Source organism: Stenotrophomonas sp. Sm10 (genome assembly GCF_030985515.1).
Classification (GTDB): domain Bacteria; phylum Pseudomonadota; class Gammaproteobacteria; order Xanthomonadales; family Xanthomonadaceae; genus Stenotrophomonas; species Stenotrophomonas hibiscicola.
This window is the reverse complement of the sequence record NZ_JAPTFO010000038.1, coordinates 20,568-41,560: the sequence shown is the minus strand read 5'-3', so window position 1 is coordinate 41,560 and position 20,993 is coordinate 20,568. Positions and strand designations below refer to the sequence as shown.

Here is a 20,993-nt window from a genome sequence, read left to right as displayed (position 1 = left end):
CCCCCCCCCCCCCCCCCCCCCCCCCCCCCCCCCCCCCCCCCCCACCTCTGACAGATTTCCGCGGCTGTTGGTAGGTGTCGACCTTGGTCGACACATCTGTCAGATATCGAATGAGTCATCCACGGATGGCGTGGATCCACCGTGTCGACCAAGGTCGACACCCACCAGAGCAATGCGTCGTTCCGACAGCTCGCGACCAACTGTCGAAGGCGGGGGGGGGGGGGGGGGGGGGGGGGGGGGGGGGTGCGGGAGTGTCCGCGGCATGGATGCCGCGGCCAAGCCCCCATGGACGGGTTTACGGCGTCTCCCGCAACCGGACCCACCCCGCCATCCCACGGATAGCCCGCTGTTGCTGTTGCTTCGGCTGTTGCTGTTGCTTCGGCTGTTGCCGTTGCCTCTGCGGGTGCAGGGCGCAGCCCTGCAGACAACACTCCTTCCCTGAGCATTCCACGTAGTGGTTTGAGCGCCGCGCACACGCCAGCCACGGCACGCTAGGCCAACAGAACCGCCCGTCATCCACCGAGACCCCTCATGACCCTGCGCCACCTTCCCCTTCGCTCCGCCCTGCTGCTGGCCCTCTCCTCCCTGCCGCTGGCCGCGCTGGCCGAAGCCACCTCGCCCGCCCCCACCCGACAGGTACCGGGCGTCTACCACCTGCGCGTCGGCGCCTTGCAGGTCACCGCCCTGTTCGATGGCGTGGTCGCGCTGGGCCGGCAGGAAGTGGTGGACGTGCCGCCCACCCTGGTCAGCCGCCTGCTGGAAGGCCGCTACGTACCTGAGGACAAGAAAGGCCTGCAGACAGCGATCAACGCGTTCCTGATCCGCCAAGGCAACCACCTGACCCTGGTCGATACCGGCACCGCGCAGTGCTTCGGCCCCGGCCTGGGCCAGGTGCTGGGCAATCTGCGCGCCTCCGGCGTGGATCCGGCCGAGGTGGACGAGGTGCTGTTGACGCACGCCCATCCGGACCATCTGTGCGGCGTACTCGACGCGCAGGGTACGCCGGCCTACCCCAATGCCACGGTGTGGCTGTCCAGGGCCGATGCCGATTACTGGCTCAACCCGGCCAGCGAGGCCACCGCGCCGAAGGGTGTGCGCTTCGCCTTCCCGCTGGCGCGCAATGCGGTAGCCCCGTACCAGGCCAGCGGCCACCTGCGCACCTTCAACCCCGGCGATGCCCTGCCCGGCGGCGCGGTGGCGATGGACACCCATGGCCACACCCCCGGCCATGTCTCCTACCGGTTCGACAGCCAGGGCCAGTCGCTGCTGGTATGGGGTGATGTGCTGCACTTCCATGCGGTGCAGTTCGCGCACCCGGAAGCGGCATTCGAGGCCGATTCGGACCGCAAGGCGGCCATCGCCAGCCGTCGCGGGCTGCTGCAGCAGGCCACCGCCAACGGTTGGTGGGTGGCCGGTGCGCACCTGCCGTTCCCGGGCCTGGGCCATGTGCGTGGCGAGGGCCAGGCCTATGCGTGGGTGCCGGCGGAGTATTCGCCGTTGAAATGACCCGTGTAGAGCCGAGCCCATGCTCGGCTACCGCGCTCAGCGTGCCGGGATTCCACAGCCGAGCGTAGGCTCGGCTCTACAGGAAGGCAGGGGATGCCTTACTCCAGCCCCAGCCAGCCGCCGATCACGCCGCGGGCTTCGTCCACGCCGGTACGGTCTTCGCCGGAGAACACCTGCACGCTGACGCTGTCGCCGTAGGCCGATTGCAGTTCCTTGCGCACCTTCTGCAGGGACTGCATCTGCTGGCTGCGGCTGAGCTTGTCGGCCTTGGTCAGCAACGCGTGCGCCGGCAGGCCGCGCTGCACGGCGTAGGACAGCATCTGCCGGTCGTAGTCCTTCAGCGGATGGCGGATGTCCATCACCACCACCAGCCCCTTCAGGGCTTCGCGGGTGCGGAAGTACTTGTCGATGAAGGCCTGCCAGTGCGCCTGCAGGTCCAGCGGCACCTTGGCGTAGCCGTAACCTGGCAGGTCGACCAGATGCGCTTCCGGGGTGACCTGGAAGAACACCAGCTGCTGGGTGCGGCCAGGGGTCTTGGAGACACGGGCCAGGGCGTTCTGGCGGGTCAGCGCGTTGAGCGCACTGGACTTGCCGGCGTTGGAGCGGCCGGCGAAGGCCACTTCGGCGCCTTCGTCGGGCGGCAGCTGCCGCACGTTGTGGGCCGAAAGGTGGTAACGGGCGCGTTCGATGAGCAATGACATGTGCCTAGGATCGCATGTTGCGGCGCCGCGCGCCCGTGCCGGCGGCCGCTGCGGCCATTTTGCTGCACTGCTGCGTTGACCGTGCGCAGAAACGGCGTTGATAATCCGGGCGATGCCGGCGGCCGCCGCCCGGCCCGGTCCATACGGAGCTTCAGCATGCGCCACGCTCGCGTTCTTGCCGTATCCGCCCTTGCCACTGCTGTAGTCGTTGCCGCTGCTGCGTTCGCGCAGACCACGTTGACCCCGCTGCCCGACAACGGGCCGATCAATACCGCCTCGCTGGAGGTGGATTTCAGCAAGACCCACTGGGGCGATGCCAAGGCAGGCCAGGCCAAGGCCTCGGCCTGCGCGGCCTGTCATGGCGTCGACGGCAATTCCACGGTGGAGATGTATCCGTCCATTGCCGGCCAGAGCGAACGCTACGTGGCCCAGCAGATGGCCCTGATCGCCAATGGCCAGCGCAGTTCCGGCGCCGCGGTAGCGATGGTGCCGTTCGTGCAGAACCTCACCCCGCAGGACATGCGTGATATCGGCGCCTACTTCGCCACGCAGAAAGCCAACGCCGGCATCGCCGATGACACGGCGGTCACCGAGGGCCCCTACAAGGGCATGAAGTTCTACGAGATCGGCCAGCAGCTGTACCGCGGCGGCGATGCCAAGCGTGGCCTGCCGGCCTGCATGGCCTGCCATGGCCCCAGCGGTGCCGGCAATCCCGGCCCGGCCTATCCGCATCTCGGTGGTCAGCACGCCAGCTATGTCGCGCGCCGCCTGCAGGAGTACCAGGCCGGCCAGACCAACGAGACCGACAAGGCACACTTCCAGATCATGGCCACGGTCGCGCAGAAGCTGAGCGAGCAGGAGGTGCAGGCGCTGTCGAGCTACCTGCAGGGCCTGCACAACAAGGCCGACGACGTGGCCGCTGCAGCTACGCCGACGCAACCGGCTGCCGCCCCCTGACCACCACTGGTCGGCCTGGGCCGCCACGTCGGCCCACGGCTGCGGTATGTTCCTTCACGCCGGCGGCTGCGCCGGCGTTGCTTTTTTCAACGGAGATGCGTGTCGATGAGGTTGATTTCCCGCCTGCTGTTGTCCGTGCTGGTACTGCTGCCGCTGGCAGCCTGCGCCGCCCCCCCCGCCAATGCCCCGCTGGTCGAGGGCAAAGACTACGAGCGCATCGCGCAGCCGGGCCCGTTCCAGCCGTTGGCCGGCAAGATCGAGGTGGTCGAGGTCTTCGGCTACACCTGCCCGCATTGCGCCCACTTTGAACCGCAACTGGAAGCCTGGGCGGCCAAGCTGCCGGCCGACGTGCGCTTCACCCCGGTCCCGGCCGCCTTCGGTGGCGCCTGGGATGCATGGGCCCTGGCCTACTACGCCGCCGACGAAGTCGGCGTGGCCAAGCGCAGCCACGCGGCGGTCTTCAAGGCCCTGCACCAGGATGGCTCGCTGCCGATGCAGAACGTTTCGGCCGATGAGCTTGCCACCTTCTACAAGGCCTACGGGGTGACCCCGGACCGTTATCTGCAGGCCCTGCGCGGCGATGCCGTACAGAAGAAGGTCGATGCCGCCCGTGCGTTCGCCCAGCGCACCAGGATCCCGGGTACCCCGGCGCTGATCATCAATGGCCAGTATCTGGTGCGCGGCAACAGCTTCGACGACCAGCTGCGCATCGCCTCGGCCCTGATCGCCCAGGCCCGCGCCGCCCGCGGCCGCTGAACCAACACACACCATCGACACGGCGCTGTCGCCGCCGCATGTCATCATTTCCCCCTGGCTGGCGCCTGGCGCCGGCCCCCACCTTTCCAGATGCTGGAGACGTTTCCATGAAGATCCGTTACGCCCTCGCCCTCGCAGCGCTGCTGCCGATCCTGGCGGCCTGCAAGGCCGACGACGGCAGCACCAACACCACCGCGGCGCCGGCCGAACCGGCTGCAGCTCCGGCGGCCACCGAACCGGCCGCTCCGACCGCGGGCAGCGAAGGCACCGCTCCGGCTGCCGCCGAAGGTGAAAAGGCCCCGGCCGAAGCCGCCCCCGCCGCGGCGCCGGCCCCGACCACTGCCGCGCTGACCGGCCCGGCCCCGGTGGAAGGCGCCGATTACCAGGTGATCCCGAACGGCCAGCCGTTCCAGCCGGCTGCCGGCAAGATCGAAGTGACCGAGATCTTCGGCTACGTCTGCCCGGCCTGCGCCGCATTCCAGCCGCTGGTCGGCCCGTGGAAGGCCGGCCTGCCCAGCGACGTGAACTTCGTCTACGTGCCGGCCATGTTCGGCGGCACCTGGGATGACTACGCCCGTGCCTTCTACGCCGCGCAGACCCTGGGCGTGCAGGAAAAGACCCACGAAGCGCTGTACGCCGCCATCCACTCGCAGAAGACCCTGAAGGGCGAGCGCGGCCGTGACTCGGTGGAAGACATCGCCAAGTTCTACGCCGCCTACGGCGTCGATCCGAAGCAGTTCGCCGCCACCATGGGCAGCTTCGCGGTGAATGCCAAGACCAACTCGGCCAAGCAGTTCGCCCAGCGCAGCCAGATCAGCGGCACCCCGTCGATCATCGTCAACGGCAAGTACCTGGTGAAGGGCAAGAGCTTCCCGGACATGCTGCGCATTGCCGACCACCTGATCGCCCGCGAACGCGGTGCGGCCCAGGCTCACTGATCCAAAGGACGTTGTTCCCGGCCGTGAATTCCCCCCGCACACGGACCCTGCGTTTGCTGACGGCCAACATCCAGGCCGGCTCAAGTACCCGCCGCTACAGCGACTATGTGACCCGCAGCTGGTCACATGCGCTGCCGGCGGGTCGCAAGCGCAGCAGCCTGGACGCGATCGCCACGCTGGCGCGCGACCATGACATCGTCGGCCTGCAGGAGGCCGACCCGGGCAGCCTGCGTTCGGGCTTCACCAACCAGACCCACTACCTGGCCCAACGCGCCGGCTTCAACTACTGGAGTCACCAGCCGAACCGGCGCATGGGCGGGGTCGCATCCAGCGCCAATGGCCTGCTGAGCAAGCTGGAACCGGTTGAAGTGCAGGATCACGCCCTGCCCGGCCGCATCGGCGGGCGCGGCGTGCTGCTGGCCAAGTTCGGCGACGGCGCCGATGGCCTGGCGGTGGCAGTGGCGCATCTGTCGCTGGGCGCGGGCTCGCGGATGTCGCAGCTGGGCTTCATCGCCGAGCTGTTGTCCGACCACCCCAACGCGGTGTTGATGGGTGACTTCAACTGCCTGGCCGAACGCCCGGAAATGCAGGTGCTGTACCAGAAGACCCGGCTGCAGCCCCCGGGCTGCATCGTGCCGACTTTCCCCAGCTGGCGCCCCGACCGCGCCATCGACCACATCCTGGTCAGCAGTGGCCTGCAGACCCGCACCGTGGAAGCCGTACCAGCCGCGTTCTCCGATCACCTCGCCCTGGCGATGCAGATCGACGTCCCGGCCGACGCCCTGCGCTGAACGCTCCTGGCAGGTGCCAACCTTGGTTGGCACGCCGCTCTGGTGGGTGCGGACCGTTGGTCCGCACGCTCTCTGCCGCTACCCGGCCTGCACCACCGGCACCTTCAACCGCCGCGCGGTCATCGTGCTGCCCACCGAGGCCAGCACCGTGCAACCGATCGCCAGCCACTGCAATCCATGCAGGTGCTCGTGCAGCAGCAGCATCGCCCACAGCGCGGCCACCGCCGGCTCCATGCTGATCAGGATGCCAAAGGTCTCCTTCGGCAGGCGCTTGAGCGCCATCATTTCCAGCGACATCGGGATCGCGCTGGACACCAGGGCCACCAGCAGGCCCGCCGCCAGGATCTTCGGGTCGAGCAGCGCGGCACCGGCATGCACCACGCCCACCGGCACCACCACCAGCGACGCGGCCAGCAGCCCCAGCGACACCGAGTGCCCAGCGTGCAGATGACCGGCACGCTTGCCGAACACGATGTACAGGCCCCAGCACGCCGCTGCGCCCATCGCATACAGCACGCCAGCCGGATCCAGCGCCGGGCCACCGCCCAGCGGCAGCAGCAGCAACAAACCCACCACCGCGCAGCCCACCCAGACGAAGTCGATGGGGCGTCGTGATGACAGCATCGCCACCGTCAGCGGCCCGGTGAACTCGATGGCCACCGCGATGCCGAAGGGAATCATGCGCAGGGCCATGTAGAACAGCAGGTTCATCAGCCCCAGGGTGAGCCCGTAGCGCAGGATGGTGATCGCATCCACGCGGCTGGTCTTCCAGCGCCATGGCCGCCAGAACATCAGCAGCAACAGTGCCGAGAAGCCCACACGCAGCGCGCTGGTGCCCTGGGCGCCGATCAGCGGGAACAGGTGTTTTGCGTAGGAGGTGCCGATGGCCAACGAGGTGACCGAGCCGAGCACCGCCAGCGCCGGCAACATCGGCGCGAGTCGTGAGGTCTGCATGCGCAAAGTCTATTGCGCCGGCGCCGAGCACTTGGCTCAATTGACAGCCTGTTCGTGCAACTTCTGCTCGCCATGGCCATCGCTCCCGTGCTCGACAGCTTCGACCGCGCCATCCTCGACCTCCTGCAGCGGAATAACACCCTGCCGCAGCGCGAAATCGCCGAGGCCGTGCACCTGTCCACCCCGGCCGTGCAACGCCGCATCAAGCGCCTGCAGGACAGTGGCGTGATCGCCGCCAACGTGGCGGTGGTCGCCGAAGCCAAGGTCGGGCGACCGCTGACCATCATCGTCGAGGTGCGCGTGGTCAGCGAGCAGCGCGACCGCGTGGCGCCGTTCAAGCGCCGCGTGCAGGACGACCCGGCGGTGCAGCAGTGCTACTCGATCACCGGCGACGGCGATTTCCTGCTGCTGGTATCGGCCGCGTCGATGGAGGAGTACGAGGCGATCACCGAGCGGTTGTTCGGCGGCGATGACAACATCGAGCGCTTCCGTACGTCGGTCGCGCTGGGGACGTTGAAGCGCAGTTTCGAAGTGCCACTGGACCCGGTTCTGTAGCGCTGAGCCATGCTCGACTGCGCTTTGACCGCAAAGCAACAGCCGCCGAGCATGGCTCGGCGCTACAGTCGGAGACCATGAACACATCGCCCTCCCCCGCCCGTCGCCTGCGCCGCTGGCTGCTGCGCGGCCTGTGGCTGGTCATCGCGATCGTTGCCGCCATGGCACTGTGGAACAGCCCATGGGCCGCTGCACCGAAACTGCTGTGGACACTCTCGCGGATGCCTCCGGCCACCGAGCTTCCGGTGCCGGTGGAAGGCGTGCGGCCCCGCCAGATCGCCGATACGTTCGGCGCTCCGCGCGGCCGTGACCGCTCCCACGCCGGCATCGACATCTTCGCCAGGCGCGGCACCCCCGTGCGCAGTGCCACCGCCGGCGTCGTCGTGGATGTCAGCGAGCGCGGCCTCGGTGGCCGCCAGGTCTGGGTGATCGGGCCCGGGCGTGAACGTTACTACTACGCCCATCTGGACGACTGGGCTGAGGGCTTGGCGCGCGGCCAGGTGGTCCAGGCCGGCGACCTGCTCGGGCATGTAGGCGACAGCGGCAATGCCAAGGGCACGCCGCCGCACCTGCACTGGGGCATCTACGGCACCGACGGCGCGCGCGATCCACTCCCGCTGCTGCGCTGACCCAGCCCACACCCGGATCATCGGATCGATTCGTTCATTATTTGTAAATAGGAATAGTTCGTATTACGATTTCTTTCGTTTCCGGTGGCGCCAGGACGGCCTGCCCGCCCTCCCCCTACCCGTAGCGCCTCGCCTTCTGGATGCCGGCCGAGCGCGCGTGCTCGTCCAGGACCCCCATGACCCGTTCCGCCTTCCGTACCCCGCAGCCGCAACGGCTGTCCGTTGCCGTGCTCGCCGTTCTCTGCGCCGTGGCCCCGGCCGCCTTCGCCGACACCGCCGCCGACCCGACCACATTGGACAAGGTGGTGGTCAAGGGCGAACGCGCCGAAGGCTATTCGGTGCGCCGCACCTCGGCCGGTACCCGCTTCGACCTGGCACCGCGCGAGATCCCGCAGTCGCTCAGCATCATCAGCTACCAGCGCATCGAAGATCAGAACCTGGACGACATCATCGACGTGCTGGCCAACACCACCGGCGTGACCAGTACCCAGTCCGACAGCGAGCGCACCGAGTTCTATGCGCGCGGCTTCTACATCGATGCCTACCAGTTCGATGGCCTGCCGACGCAGATGGTGCAGAACTGGAGCTACGGTGATTCCGGCCTGGACCTTGCGCTGTACGACCGCGTGGAAGTGGTGCGTGGCGCCACCGGCCTGCTCAGTGGTGCCGGCAATCCGTCCGCGTCGGTGAACCTGATCCGCAAGCATGCCGACAGTGCCGAGCTGGCCGGCAGCGTGTCGGTGAACGTCGGCAGCTGGGGCCGCACCCGCACCACCGTGGACGTAGGCAGCGCGCTCAACGCCAGTGGCACGGTGCGCGGCCGCGTAATCGGCAGCTACCTGGACACCGATGGCCAGATGGACCGCTACAACCAGCGCAAGACGCTGGGCTATGCCGTCATCGACGCCGACCTGACTCCGGACACCCAGTTGAGCGTGGGCTACGACTACCAGCAGAAGCGCGCCAACGGCGCGACCTGGGGCGGTTTCCCGATGCTGTATTCGGATGGCTCGCGCACCGGCTACGACGAATCGTTCAACGCCAGCCCGGACTGGACCTACTGGGACACCACCAGCAAGCGCGCCTTCGCCACCCTGCAGCACGCCTTCAGCAATGGCTGGAAGTTCAAGGTTGGCGCCACGCACGATGAGACCAAGGCCGACGACAAACTGTTCTACCCGGCCTACAACGACTGGACCACGGGCGAATCGAACTTCGACAGGACCACCGGCGCGGGCATCTCGCCATCCGCAGGCTTCTACAACACTGAGCGCAAGGTCACCGGCGTTGATGGCTACATTGACGGCCCGTTCCAGCTGTTCGGCCGCGAGCACCAGCTGATGGCCGGCGTCAGCTACAACAGGCGCGAGTACGCCAACTACGGCGACTACCAGGTCGGTGGCCCGGGCCAGACCTGGGATCCGTTCGCCAGCTATCTGAACTGGACGGGCAAGATCGGTGAGCCGAACTGGAACCCGCTGGCCCTGGCCAGCGAGGGCACCATCACGCAGAAGGCCGGTTACGCGGCCGCGCGCCTGTCGCTGGCCGATCCGCTGAAGCTGATTGTCGGCGCTCGCTACACCGACTGGAAGAGCGAGGGTGAAGGCGCCGACCGCGCGCACAAGGTCACCACCCCATACGCCGGCCTGGTGTTCGACATCAACGGGACGTACTCGACCTACGCCAGCTACACCGAAATTTTCCAGCCGCAGACGCTGAAGGACCGCAATGGCGGCTACCTCGATCCGGTCGATGGCAAGAGCTACGAAGTTGGCGTCAAGGGCGCGTGGTTCGACAACCGCCTGAACGCCTCGCTGGCCGTGTTCCGCATCGAACAGGACAACGTCGGCCAGGCCACCGGTGAGCCGGTGCTGGGCAGCCAGAACGAGTTCGCCTATCGCGCTGCACGCGGCACCGTCAGCCGCGGCTTCGAGTTCGAGGTGAACGGCGAACTGGCCCCGGGCTGGAATGCGACCTTCGGTGCGTCGCGCTACGTGGCCAAGGACATCAACGACGCCGACATCAACACCAACCTGCCGCAGACCGCACTGAAGCTGTTCACCAGCTACACCCCGCAGTCGCTGCAGGCACTGACCGTCGGTGGCGGTGCCAACTGGCAGAACCGCATCTACTACCCGGTGCCGGCCTACGGCCGCATCGAGCAGAGCGGCTACGCACTGGTCAGTGCCTTCGTGCGCTACCGCATCTCGCCGGAGTTCAGCGTGCAGGCCAACCTCAACAACCTGCTGGACAAGAAGTACCTGTCGCAGATCAACGGCTACGGTGCCTACGGCGATGGCCGCAACGGCTCGCTGACGTTCACCTGGGCGTTCTGATCAGACGCGGGGTACGACCGCGCCGCACCTGTAGAGCCGAGCCCATGCTCGGCTCAGAGAATCAGCCGAGCGCGGGCTCGGCGCTACATCCGCAAGGCAGCGCCGGAACTGTCCGGCGCTGCCACCCTCACATCAGAAGCGCAGGTCCGCGCGCAGGTACCAGTAACGGCCACGCGGGATGTCGTAGGTCGAGGCGTCGTAGCCGTTCAACGAGCACGACAGGCAGATCGGCGGATCCTTGTCGAACACGTTGTTCAGGCCGGCGGTCAGCTGCAACCCCTTCATCCAGTCGATCTTGTAGCCCACCTGCATGTCGTGGAAGGTGGTGGCCGACAGCGTGTTGGTACCCGCAGCCTGGTTGCTGCACACCGGGAATGCCGCGGCATCGCCACAGTTCTCGGTCAGCTCGGAGATGTGCCGCACCGTCCAGTTGGCGCTCCAGCGGTCCAGCGTCCAGCCGATGCTGGCGTTGCTGGTCCATTTGGGAATCGAACTGTCAGCCACTTCCACGCCGGGCTTCTGCGGCTGCTTCTGCCCGGCCGCGCCGGTGGCCTCGTAGCGGCCGACAAAGGTGTTCTTCCAGCCCAGCTTGAACTGGCCGATGGACGTCTGCGGCAGCGTCCAGAACAGATCCACGTCCCAGCCGTCGGTCTTGATCGACCCCAGGTTGGTCAGGCGGTTGTTGAAGCTGCTGACCGCACCGGTGCTTGCACGGGTAATGCCATCACAGTAGATCGGGTCCAGCGTCTCCACGCACAGGTCCAGCTGGGTCTGCGCGTTGATTGCCTGGATCGCACCGTCGATGGCATGGCGGTAGAAGGTCACCTCCACATCGAAGCGCTCCGACCACGAGGCATTGTTGCCGAACCACGGGCTCCACACGAAGCCGGCACTGAAGCTGCGCGAGCGCTCCGGGTCCAGCTCGCGGTTGCCGCCGGTGGTCACCGAGATCTGCGAGTTGGCCTGCTGGAAGCCGGCCGGCACGCCCAGCGCGGAACAGTTGGCGGCGCTGCCACGCGGCGGCGTGCCGCCCAGGCCCACCGAGCACGGATCGAACAGCTGCAGGTCGGCACGCGCCGCCGAGCCGTACAGTTCACCGATCGACGGCGCGCGGAAGCCCTCGGCGTAGGTGGTGCGCAGCACGAAATCATCGGTCACCTGCCAGCGCAGGCCGTACTTGGGCGTGAACTCGCCACCGAAGGTGGAGTAGTCCGAATAACGGCCGGCCAGGCTCAGGTCCAGCTTCTTGCCGAACGAGGAATCGGCGAAGATCGGAACGCTCAGCTCCAGGTAGGCCTCGTTGACGTCGTAGGAACCGGAGGTCGGCTGCGACGGCACGCCGTTGTAGTGACCAATCACCGTCAGCGGATCGGGCTGATAGGAGCCCTTGTACTTGCGGTACTCGAAACCGGTGGCGAAGGATACCGGACCTGCCGGCAGCGAGAACAGCTCGCTGGACAGGTTGGCGGTGAACAGGCTCAGCTCGTTCTGGCTGCGGTCACGCACCACCGGCTGGATCCACTTCAGCATGTCCGGGGTGATCGAACCGACGCCACCAAAGATGTTCAGCGGCACGCAGCCCGGCGTGGCCGCGCACACCGCCGGATCGCCCAGCGCCATGTTCACCTTGTAGATGTCATAGCTGCCGTAGTTGGTCTGTTCGGCCTTGTTCTTGCTGTACATGCCGTTGACATCCCAGTACCAGCTGCGGTCAGCGGCATGGAAGTCACCGACCAGGCCGGTGGCGAAATAGGTGGTGTCCACTTCCTGCTTGAACACGCGCGCACCGCCTTCCACCGGACGGCGGCCGATCAGGCTCAGGTTGTCGCCCGCTACCAGGTCAAACCCGAACGGGTTGTACGGGTTGAGTGCAGACACGGTGATGTTGTCGGCCAGCGGATTGCCGGTGGCGCCATCGGGGCCGAAGAACAGCGGCTCGGGGCCGGCCTGGTTGGTCGACTCGCGACGGTTGCCCAGTGCCTTGACGTACCACTGCACGTTGTCGGTGATGTCGAAGCGGAACTGGCCGAACAGGCCTTTGCGCTCCGACGGTGTCAGCACCATGTTGTATTCGGCGAAGTTGAAGCGGTCGGCGGTAGCGAAGCAGTGGTAGTCATCCGTGCGGCTGCAGCCGGCACTGCCGTCGTAGCGCGGATTGCTCACGCCGGTATTGGGCACGATGTTCTGCACCGCACCGGTGTTCGGGTCGGTGAACATGAAACGGCCCTGCGGAATGCCGCCGCTGCCGAAGGCCAGACCGGTGCCGGGAATCGGGAAGCGCGACTGTTCGCGGTCCTTGGCAAACACCGGATCCTGCTTGGTCCAGCTGGCGCCCAGGAACAGGCTGAAGCGGTCGCCGCTCTTGCCCCAAGCCAGGTCCACGCCCTTCTGGGTGCCGTCGCCCTTGCTGTACTCGCCGTAGTTCAGCGTCACCTGGCCACCATCGAAATCGCGGCGGGTGATGATGTTGACCACGCCTGCAATGGCATCGGAGCCGTACAGTGACGACGCGCCATCTTCCAGCACCTCGATGCGCTCGACGATGGCCAACGGAATGGTGTTGAGGTCGGTGGCCGAGCCGACGCCGGAGGCGGACGACTCATTGACCCAGCGGATGCCATCGACCAGCACCAGCACGCGCTTGGCCCCCAGGTGGCGCAGGTCGACCTGCGCCGAGCCGGCACCTACGCCACTGCCATCGGGCGGGAAACCGAAGTTGCCGGACGAGTTGAACTTGGCGTTGAGCGCCGAACCGGAACCGGTGAGCTGCTGCAGCACTTCGCCGATCGAGGTCAGGCCGGTGCGTTCGATGTCACCGCGCGTCAATGTCTGGATCGGCACCTGGCCTTCGACTTCAGCGCGCTTGATGCGGGTGCCGGTCACTTCCACCGCATCGAGGTTGGTGGTGGATTGTGCAGCGGCACCCAGCGGTGCCAGGGCCATCACGCACAGCGCGACGGCAACCGCCAACGGGCGGTGGTGCAGGTAATTCATTCGCTCTCTCTCCAAAGGAATGTCGGGACATGGACTGCCGCGCTCCCCCCTGCATGGCGGCAGCGTCTCCTTTGTAAACAAGTGGTAAAAGGCCCGGCGTGACGGTCGACACTCTTTCACGTGGAATTGACGCAATTACAGGCGCTTTGCGTCAGATAGCTGCAGTTATGACCTTGCGATGGTGTTCACGGCACGCGGCCTTGATGCCGGCCGCGACATCGCGCGCCGGGAGTTGCCGCATTTATCGAACAGGTCTTTGCCGAACCGTTTCAAGAGTAATCTGAAATTGCTTGATTCAGAAGGCCCCGCTGATCGGTCCGGTGCAGACTCGAACCTCCAGCCAATCGCAGGAGGATCGATCATGAAACCAGCAAGTGGCGCGCCGGGCATTACGATGGTGATGACGCTGCTTCTTTTCCTGGCAGGCGAATCGAGAGCGGGCGGCGTAATCGAGTGCAACGACTGCCCCTCTCCCAGCAATGCGGCCTTGGCCTCGGGAGAGGGACTGACGGTTGTGGTGGATTTCGAGAGAGCCGAGTTGACTGCTTTCGACGTTGAACATGACCCTGAGAGCGGAAAGTGGCGAGCAAATCCGACCCCGGTTCCAGCGCAGATTGAAATGGCTTTTCTGCGGATCCTGGATGCGACGCTGTCAGCGGGGCAAGCGCCGCTCATGCAGCAATCACCGCATGAGCGGCAGTGAGACAACGCTCTATCGCACGAAGGCAATCCGCTCCATACCGGTCGCCTCGGCCGCGGCCAGAATCCTCGCCATGCCTTCGTACTCGGCCGCCGGATCGGTGGCGATGCGCAGCTCCGGCAGGTTGCCGGCATGTTCGCCCACCTGTGCCTGCAGGCGCGCCTGAAGCTCGCTGATCGTCATGGGCTGGCCATTCCAGCTGAGCTGGTTGGCAGCATCCAGGCGCAGCTCGATCGGCGGCGGCGGTTCGGGGCGATCGATCGTGCGATCGGTGGCCTGTGGTAACTGCACGGCAATCGGCCGGGCCACGATCGGCGCGGTCACGATGAAGATGATCAACAGCACCAGCATCACATCCACCAGTGGCGTGACATTGATGTCCGCCAGCGGACCGCTTCTTCCTGCGCTACTGAACGCCATGTGCCGCTCCCTGCAGCCGGGCCGTTCGCCCAAGGCCGACAGTACGTCGCCGATGCAGGCTGGCGGCAGTGTCTGCGCATGGAGCATTCAGCTGCCGTTGCCACCGCCGTAGGCCTGCAGACGTTGCTGCAGAGAACCGAGTGCATCCGAGCCGATCAGCGCCCACAACAACAGGCGACATTTACGTGGGCACAGTGATCCCGCCATCAGCAGCCCCCGCCGCTGCAGGTGGATTTCGCTGCCAGCAAAGCCATAGGTGCGGCGTGCCGTCGCGCCGGCGCCGGTGCGCGAGGCGATGATGACGGGACGATGCACTGCGGCACGCGCCAAGGGTTCAACCCAACTGGACGGGACATGACCCGCGCCCATGGCCGCCACAACCAGCCCCTCGCATCCGCTCTCCAGCACCGAATGCAGCACCTCAGGACCTTCGCCCAGCACCGCCTCGAGCATGGCTATCCGTTGATGAACCCGTGTTGGCACCAGTGCAGGCAGTCGTTCCGGAGGCGATCCTTCATAGCTGCATTGCCCTTCCTGCACCCGCCCGATACAGCCTTTGCCTGGCGATTGGAAGGCATCCAGATCCAGACTATGCACCTTGCGCACCTGGTCCGCCGCGTACAGTCGGTCCTGCATGGCGACGACCACCCCGCGCATGCGCGTGTGCGGATCCAGTGCCGCAATCGCCGCAGCAAGCACGTTTCCGGGCCCATCAGCACCGGCTGCATCAGCCCCACGCATGGCACCAGTCAACACCATCGGCTGCGGGTGCGGCCACAGCAGATCCAACAGATACGCTGACTCCTCGAGCGTGTCGGTGCCCTGGGTGATGACCACGCCATCAGCGCCGTCGTCCACCATCGCGCCGGCCCAGTCGCGCGCAGCGAGAACGTCGACCCACGACAGCGACGCACTGGGTGACAGACCAAGCGTATGCGTCTGCACCATTGCCAACCTGCCCAGACCGGGGACTACCTCCGCCAGCATCTGCGCAGAAACCTTCGGAACGATGCCCACGTCCGCCGCATCAACACGCATGCTGAGGGTGCCGCCGAGTGAGCCCAATGCCAGCCGTCTCATATGGCCCCCTTCAGTATCCAGCCCACTGCAGGGACGATCAGCAGAACGCCTGCCGCCATCGAGAGGAGATTGCCGATATACGGATGCACGTGTGCAGGCAAGCGAGCAGAACATGCCGCGGCCAGCGGTGGCGTCAGCAGTGCCCCCAGCAGCGCGGACAGCACCACCACCGCCGCGCTCCCGCCGTAGGCAAGAATGCAGGCAGGAACCACGGAGACAATCGGGATGTACGTGGGATACCAGCCTCCCTGGATCCAGCGCTCCCGCCATACCCAGACCCCCACCGCGGAGGCGAGCGCCTGGCCGCACAGCAATGCCATCAGCCAACCGGTGCCATAGAAGGGTCCGGCCGGCTGCAGAAGGGCGGCAAGTAGTACGCCGCCGATCAGCCCGGCACTGGCGAGCTCGTTGCCCAGGAAGGGTGCTTCACTGAAGTCCGCCAGTACCCTGCGCATGCCCCATTGCCAGCCATGCCGCGTGACGGGCGCAGCCGGCGCTGACCCAGGCGCAGCGGGAACCGGATTCCAGCCCAGCCGCCTCGCGGCGACAAAGGCGGCCGCGCTTGCCAGTGTCATTGCAAGGACGTTGCCGATGACGGCGGGCAGGCCCAGCGGTGCGCAGACCTGATTCACCAGCAACAACGCCAGCGGCGTGACCAGCAATGCGCCAGATGCAGCGGCGATTCCCGTAATCTTCCAGCCGCCACCGAACAGCAGCACCATCGCCGCCGGCAGCGAGACGGCAGCAACGAACGTGGGCTGCCAGCGCCCGTCCTGCACCGTGCCGGCAAATATCATGTTGGCAAGCAGCAATCCGCCAATCGACGCTACCGCGACCCAGGGCCAGAGGCCAGTGCCGTAGCAGATCGGGAACCCCTGCCATCGCTTTCCTCGCCGGTGCGCCCAATGGGCCAATGCAGCACCGCCGATCAGGCCGAGCGAGGCAAACTCATGCTTGTAGAAGGTCACTTCACTGGCATCGCCAACCCACCATCGCCAACGACCTGACCATGTATCGAGGCTGCCCATCATCTGGGCGTGGTCTGGCCAGAGCTGGCCGGGAGACGCCGCGCCCCACCCGACCACCAGCGTTGCGACGATCACCACCGCGAACGCCGCGAGGAAGAGTGCCGAGCCGAAATGGCTGCGGGAGGCTGCCGCTTGAGCATGTGACGGGATGCGCGCCATGTCTGTCCGTCAGCGCGGCAGCATGGGATGCTGGCGATAGCCCAGCATCGTATCGAAGAGATCGGTACGCCGGTCGCGGCAGAGATCGTTGAGGGAATTCCAGATCGGCGCGCTGCGTGCCGTGGACAGGTCCACCTCGGCCATCACCAACGCCTCACCTTCAGGCGCTGCGATCGGGGCCAGCGGCCATCCGTTGGTACCGACAATCAACGAGCACCCCAGGAAGCGATTCCCGCGATCTGTACCGACGCGGTTGGCCGCCGCGATGAACACGTTGTTGACGTGTGCGGCGGTCATCGTCAGATAGCTGGCCATGCAGCGTCCGCTTTCATCGAACAACGGCGGCGGTGTCCACACCCAGCAGTTGAGGCTGAGGATGATGTCGGCCCCCTGCAGCGCAAGCAGACGCGGCACCTCGGGGAACCAGACATCCCAGCAGATCATCAGGCCGATGCGGCCAATGCTGGTCTCGAAAACCGGGTAGCCGAGATCTCCGGCACAGAAGTAGAGCTTTTCGCGGCACCACAGGTGGGTCTTGCGATAGCGTCCGATATAGCCGCCGGGCCCGAACAGCACGGCGGTGTTGTACAGACGGCTGCCATCGTATTCAGCAATACCCACGGCCAGGTGAATGCCCGCCTCGCGCGCGAAGGCTTCCCAGAACCGCGAGGTCGGCCCCTCCGGCACCGACTCAGCCATCGCGAACGCCTCCGCCCGGCTGCTGAGCGAATAGCCGGTGCAGCATAGCTCGGGCAGCACGATCAGGCGGGCCCCACGTTCCACTGCCTGCGTGGCAAGCAGGCGCGCCCGTTCGATGTTGGCGGGGACGTTCTCCGGCCCGCACTGTGGGTCGAACTGGATGACGGCAACCGAGACAGGACTAAACGGCTTGGGCTGATCTGACATGCGATGCTCCTCTGCAGGGGCGGAGCGGCTGCTCCCGTTTGACTGCAGCAGGCACCCGTTGTGCGGCCGCTTCAATTGGCAAAAGCGTCAACTGCGTGAAACGCCTTCAAAGTGGGCTTTATGCGACGACTCTCACTGAATTCCGCGTTGGACCGGCCCGAGCATCCGGCCTGACCCACCGCCAAAGCGGGCCATTTGCATCATTGCAGCCACCGTGCACGCAATGCGAAACTGAATTCAGCCATCGCCCGCTATGCTGGTCGCCATGACCCGACGCACTTCAACTGCCCTGTCCCTGCTGCCCTTGGCCACCACGCTGCTGATCGGCTGCGCCAACGCCCAGTCCCTCGACGCCCAGAACGCGCAGCTGAAGGCCGCGATCGCAGCCGCCGAACGCGGCCAGTTCGATCCCGGCCAGGCCGCTGCACTCAGCCGCCATCCGGCTTACGGATGGCTGGAGTACGCCAACCTGCGCCGTAACATCGACACGGTCGATACCGCGCAGGCACAGGCCTTCCTCAAGCGCTATGACGGCCAGGCCGTGGCCAACACGTTCCGCAGCGTGTGGCTGCCCTCGGTCGCACGCCGCCAGGACTGGCCCACCCTGCTCGCCAACTGGGTGCCCACCGACAACGCCGGCCTGCGCTGTGCGCAACTGACCGCGCGTCAGGTGACGGGCAAGGTCGATCCGCAGTGGATCAGCGAGGCGCAGGACCTGTGGCGCAAGAACGGCAAGTCGCTGCCGGACGGCTGTGATGCCGTTTTCGCCGTGCTGCAGGCGCAAGGTGGCCTGAGCGACGCCCTGCGCTGGGAACGCATCGATGCCGCCGCCGACGCGCAGCAGCCCGCCGTGATGCGCAGCGCTGCGCGTGGCCTGCCTGCCACCGACCTGGCGCTGGCGAACAATTACGCTGCCTTTGTCGACAAGCCCAATGCCAGCGCGTTGAACTGGCCGCGCAACGAACGCAGCCGGCGCATCGCCACCGATGGCCTGGCCAAGCTGGCCAAGGCCGACCCGGCCGCCACCGAACAGCAGCTGCCGCAGTACGCCCAGGCGCTGGGCCTGAGTGCCGCGCAGCAGGGCCAGGTGCTATACCAGATCGCACTGTGGACGGTGGCGTCCTACCTGCCCGATTCGGCGCGCCGCCTCAACGCGGTGCCGGAATCGGCGTATGACGAACGCCTGCACGAATGGCGCGTGCGCGAAGCGATGTCGCGCGGCGACTGGCCGGCGGCGCTGACCGCCATCCGCAAGATGGGCAGCAAGCAGCGCAGCGACCCGCGCTGGCGCTACTTCGAAGGCCGGATGCTGGAGAAGACCGGCCAGGCCCAGCAGGCGCAGCCGCTGTTCCGCGAAGCCGCACGCGCATCGACCTTCCACGGTTTCCTGGCCGCCGACAAGCTGCAGCAGGGCTACACGCTGTGCCCGTGGAAGCCGAATGACAGCGCGCAGGCACAGGCAGCGGTCGCGCGCGACCCGGCCATCCAGCGCGCGATGGCGCTGTACCAGATCGACCGCGCCAGCTGGGCCGTGGCCGAATGGAACAGCGCGCTGTCGCGCTTCGATGACACCCAGCGCCGCCTGGCGGTACGTGTCGCGCAGGACAACGGCTGGTTCGACCGCGCCGTGTTCGCGCTCGGCAAGCAGCCGCAGGAACAGCGCCTGTACGACCTGCGTTTCCCGCTGCACCACGACGCCACCATCCGCCGCGAGTCGGCACGCAATGCCATCGACCCGGCCTGGGTGGCTGCGGAGATCCGAGCCGAAAGCACCTTCACTCCGCGTGCGCGCTCGCCTGCCAATGCCATGGGCCTGATGCAGGTGCTGCCGGCCACCGGTGCCAGCGTGGCCAAGTCCATCGGCCTGACCGGCTACGGCGGCGCCGACAGCCTGTACGACCCGGACACCAACATCGCGATCGGCACCGCCTACCTGCGCCAGCTGATGAACAAGTACGATGGCCTGCCGTACGTGACCATCGCCGCGTACAACGCCGGCCCGACCCCGACCGCACGCTGGCAGGGCCAGCGCCCGGGCTTCGATCCGGATCTTTGGATCGAGACCATCAGCTACAAGGAAACCCGCGAGTACGTGGCCCGCGTGCTGGCCTTCAGCGTGATCTACGACTGGCGCCTCAATGGTGATGCGCTGCCGCTGAGCGACCGCCTGATGGGCCGCCTGGTCGACAAGCGCAAGAACTTCAGCTGCGCGGCCGACGCCGAGCAGGGCGGCGATTGATCACCCGCCTTCTGTAGAGCCGAGCCCACGCTCGGCTGCTGTTCTGTCCGGTAGCGCTACCGCCTGAGCAGCCGAGCATGGGCTCGGCTCTACAAGTCGGGCATGCGATGATCCCGACCATGAAGATCTATCTTGTCGGCGGCGCCGTGCGCGACCGCCTGCTGCAGCGCCCTGCCGGCGACCATGACTGGGTGGTGGTCGGTGCCACGCCCGCGCAGATGGAAGCACAGGGCTACACCGCCGTCGGCCGTGATTTCCCGGTGTTCCTGCATCCGAAGACCGGTGAGGAATACGCGCTGGCGCGCACCGAGCGCAAATCCGGCCGCGGCTATCGCGGCTTCGTGGTCGATGCCGATCCGGCGGTGACGCTGGAAGAGGACCTGCAGCGCCGCGACTTCACCATCAATGCGATTGCCTGCGACGAAGACACCGGCACGCTGGTCGATCCCTATGGCGGTGTCCGTGACCTGGAACAGCGCGTGCTGCGCCATGTCGGGCCGGCCTTCGTCGAGGATCCGCTGCGCGTGCTGCGCGCGGCGCGCTTCATGGCCCGTTTTGCACCACTGGGCTTTACCGTCGCCGAAGAGACCATGGCACTGATGCGCGAGGTCGCCGCCAGCGGTGAACTGGACGCGCTGGTGCCGGAACGCGTCTGGCAGGAACTGCGCAAGGCGCTGGTCAGTGAACGGCCCTCCGCCTTCCTGCGCACGCTGCACGATGCGCAGGCACTGGGCCCAATCCTGCCCGAACTGGAAGCACTGTACGGCGTACCGCAGCGTGCCGAATTCCACCCGGAAGTCGACACCGGCATCCACCAGGAAATGGTCAGCGACATGGCCGCGAAGCTCGCCCCCGGCGATGACCTGGTCGGCTTCGCTGCCCTCACCCACGATCTCGGCAAGGGCCTGACCCCGCCGGAGGAATGGCCGCGCCACATCATGCACGAGCAGCGCGGCATCAAGCCGTTGAAGGCACTGTGTGCGCGGTTGAAGATTCCCACCGAACACCAGCAGCTGGCCGAAGCGGTGTGCCGCGAGCACTTGAACGTGCACCGCATCGACGAACTGCGCGATGCCACCGTGCTGGAACTGCTGGGCCGCTGTGATGCGCTGCGCCGGCCGGAACGCGTGGCCCGCATCGCACTGTGCTGCGAGGCCGACAAGCGCGGCCGGCTCGGCTTCGAGGACGCCGACTACCCGCAGGGCGAAACACTCAAGCGCCTGCACCAGGCGGCGCTGTCAGTGCAGGCACGGGATCTGGATACGACACACCTGAAGGGGCCGGCCATCGGCGAAGCGCTGGCCAAGGCGCGGGTGAAAGCCATCGCCGCCGCCCGCTGAAGCA

18 protein-coding genes are annotated in these 20,993 nt (G+C 66.7%); 11 read left to right on the top strand and 7 right to left on the bottom strand.

The genetic code is table 11. The annotated features are described in order from the left end of the window. The first annotated feature begins 531 nt into the window (after positions 1-531). A complete protein-coding gene (locus tag O0J15_RS12270) occupies positions 532-1,506 on the top strand; it encodes an MBL fold metallo-hydrolase (protein WP_308305726.1) in 975 nt (324 codons plus the stop codon). A gap of 98 nt (positions 1,507-1,604) precedes the next feature. Here the strand turns inward: O0J15_RS12270 and yihA are convergent, their stop codons facing one another. Then, the gene (gene yihA, locus O0J15_RS12265; protein WP_005411022.1) at positions 1,605-2,207 is read right to left on the bottom strand and encodes a ribosome biogenesis GTP-binding protein YihA/YsxC; all 603 of its coding nucleotides are present in this window, start codon (positions 2,205-2,207) and stop codon (positions 1,605-1,607) included. A gap of 156 nt (positions 2,208-2,363) precedes the next feature. On the opposite strand from yihA, the gene O0J15_RS12260 reads away from it, so the two are divergent. The 4 genes from O0J15_RS12260 (at position 2,364) to O0J15_RS12245 (ending at position 5,649) form a co-directional block, all read left to right on the top strand. Then, positions 2,364-3,164 (top strand): cytochrome c, encoded by an 801-nt coding sequence (locus tag O0J15_RS12260; RefSeq protein ID WP_019660638.1) that lies wholly within the window; start codon positions 2,364-2,366, stop codon positions 3,162-3,164. A 105-nt stretch (positions 3,165-3,269) separates the two neighbouring features. Next, the gene (locus tag O0J15_RS12255; protein WP_308305725.1) at positions 3,270-3,920 is read left to right on the top strand and encodes a thiol:disulfide interchange protein DsbA/DsbL; all 651 of its coding nucleotides are present in this window, start codon (positions 3,270-3,272) and stop codon (positions 3,918-3,920) included. A gap of 107 nt (positions 3,921-4,027) precedes the next feature. Then, a complete protein-coding gene (locus O0J15_RS12250; protein WP_019660640.1) occupies positions 4,028-4,858 on the top strand; it encodes a thiol:disulfide interchange protein DsbA/DsbL in 831 nt (276 codons plus the stop codon). Between the two features lie 53 nt (positions 4,859-4,911). Then, positions 4,912-5,649 (top strand): endonuclease/exonuclease/phosphatase family protein, encoded by a 738-nt coding sequence (locus tag O0J15_RS12245; RefSeq protein ID WP_005411026.1) that lies wholly within the window; start codon positions 4,912-4,914, stop codon positions 5,647-5,649. 78 nt (positions 5,650-5,727) lie between these two features. Here the strand turns inward: O0J15_RS12245 and O0J15_RS12240 are convergent, their stop codons facing one another. Further along, positions 5,728-6,603: an EamA family transporter gene (locus O0J15_RS12240; protein WP_308305724.1), complete on the bottom strand. Its 876-nt coding sequence runs from the start codon at positions 6,601-6,603 to the stop codon at positions 5,728-5,730. A gap of 72 nt (positions 6,604-6,675) precedes the next feature. On the opposite strand from O0J15_RS12240, the gene O0J15_RS12235 reads away from it, so the two are divergent. From O0J15_RS12235 to fhuE, 3 genes are all read left to right on the top strand, one after another. Continuing rightward, the gene (locus O0J15_RS12235) at positions 6,676-7,158 is read left to right on the top strand and encodes an Lrp/AsnC family transcriptional regulator (protein WP_308305723.1); all 483 of its coding nucleotides are present in this window, start codon (positions 6,676-6,678) and stop codon (positions 7,156-7,158) included. A gap of 77 nt (positions 7,159-7,235) precedes the next feature. Then, complete coding sequence (locus tag O0J15_RS12230; protein ID WP_049452794.1) at positions 7,236-7,787, top strand: M23 family metallopeptidase; 552 nt, start codon at positions 7,236-7,238, stop codon at positions 7,785-7,787. A gap of 176 nt (positions 7,788-7,963) precedes the next feature. Then, a complete protein-coding gene (gene fhuE / locus O0J15_RS12225; protein ID WP_308305722.1) occupies positions 7,964-10,123 on the top strand; it encodes a ferric-rhodotorulic acid/ferric-coprogen receptor FhuE in 2,160 nt (719 codons plus the stop codon). Between the two features lie 132 nt (positions 10,124-10,255). On the opposite strand, the gene O0J15_RS12220 is transcribed toward fhuE, so the two are convergent. Continuing rightward, positions 10,256-13,117: a TonB-dependent receptor gene (locus O0J15_RS12220; protein WP_308305721.1), complete on the bottom strand. Its 2,862-nt coding sequence runs from the start codon at positions 13,115-13,117 to the stop codon at positions 10,256-10,258. Positions 13,118-13,295: 178 nt separating this feature from the next. Here O0J15_RS12220 and O0J15_RS12215 point away from each other — a divergent pair, with 178 nt between their 5' ends. Then, on the top strand, positions 13,296-13,820 hold the full coding sequence (locus O0J15_RS12215; protein WP_308305720.1) for a hypothetical protein: 525 nt from the start codon (positions 13,296-13,298) through the stop codon (positions 13,818-13,820). 9 nt (positions 13,821-13,829) lie between these two features. Here the strand turns inward: O0J15_RS12215 and O0J15_RS12210 are convergent, their stop codons facing one another. The 4 genes from O0J15_RS12210 to O0J15_RS12195 form a co-directional block, all read right to left on the bottom strand. Next, positions 13,830-14,237 (bottom strand): biopolymer transporter ExbD, encoded by a 408-nt coding sequence (locus O0J15_RS12210; protein ID WP_021204654.1) that lies wholly within the window; start codon positions 14,235-14,237, stop codon positions 13,830-13,832. An 87-nt stretch (positions 14,238-14,324) separates the two neighbouring features. After that, positions 14,325-15,317, bottom strand: a complete 993-nt coding sequence (locus O0J15_RS12205; protein WP_053500298.1) for an asparaginase — start codon at positions 15,315-15,317, stop codon at positions 14,325-14,327. Then, the gene (locus O0J15_RS12200; RefSeq protein ID WP_308305719.1) at positions 15,314-16,504 is read right to left on the bottom strand and encodes a hypothetical protein; all 1,191 of its coding nucleotides are present in this window, start codon (positions 16,502-16,504) and stop codon (positions 15,314-15,316) included. The genes O0J15_RS12205 and O0J15_RS12200 overlap by 4 nt, the downstream gene beginning before the upstream one ends. Before the next feature lie 9 nt (positions 16,505-16,513). Further along, positions 16,514-17,410, bottom strand: coding sequence for a nitrilase family protein (locus tag O0J15_RS12195; RefSeq protein WP_308305718.1), 897 nt, complete (start codon positions 17,408-17,410; stop codon positions 16,514-16,516). Positions 17,411-17,663: 253 nt separating this feature from the next. On the opposite strand from O0J15_RS12195, the gene O0J15_RS12190 reads away from it, so the two are divergent. After that, positions 17,664-19,649 carry a transglycosylase SLT domain-containing protein gene (locus tag O0J15_RS12190; protein WP_134735327.1) on the top strand — a complete coding sequence of 662 codons (1,986 nt, stop codon included), beginning with the start codon at positions 17,664-17,666 and terminating at the stop codon, positions 19,647-19,649. Positions 19,650-19,768: 119 nt separating this feature from the next. After that, positions 19,769-20,989, top strand: a complete 1,221-nt coding sequence (locus tag O0J15_RS12185; protein WP_308305717.1) for a multifunctional CCA addition/repair protein — start codon at positions 19,769-19,771, stop codon at positions 20,987-20,989. Positions 20,990-20,993: the final 4 nt, after the last annotated feature.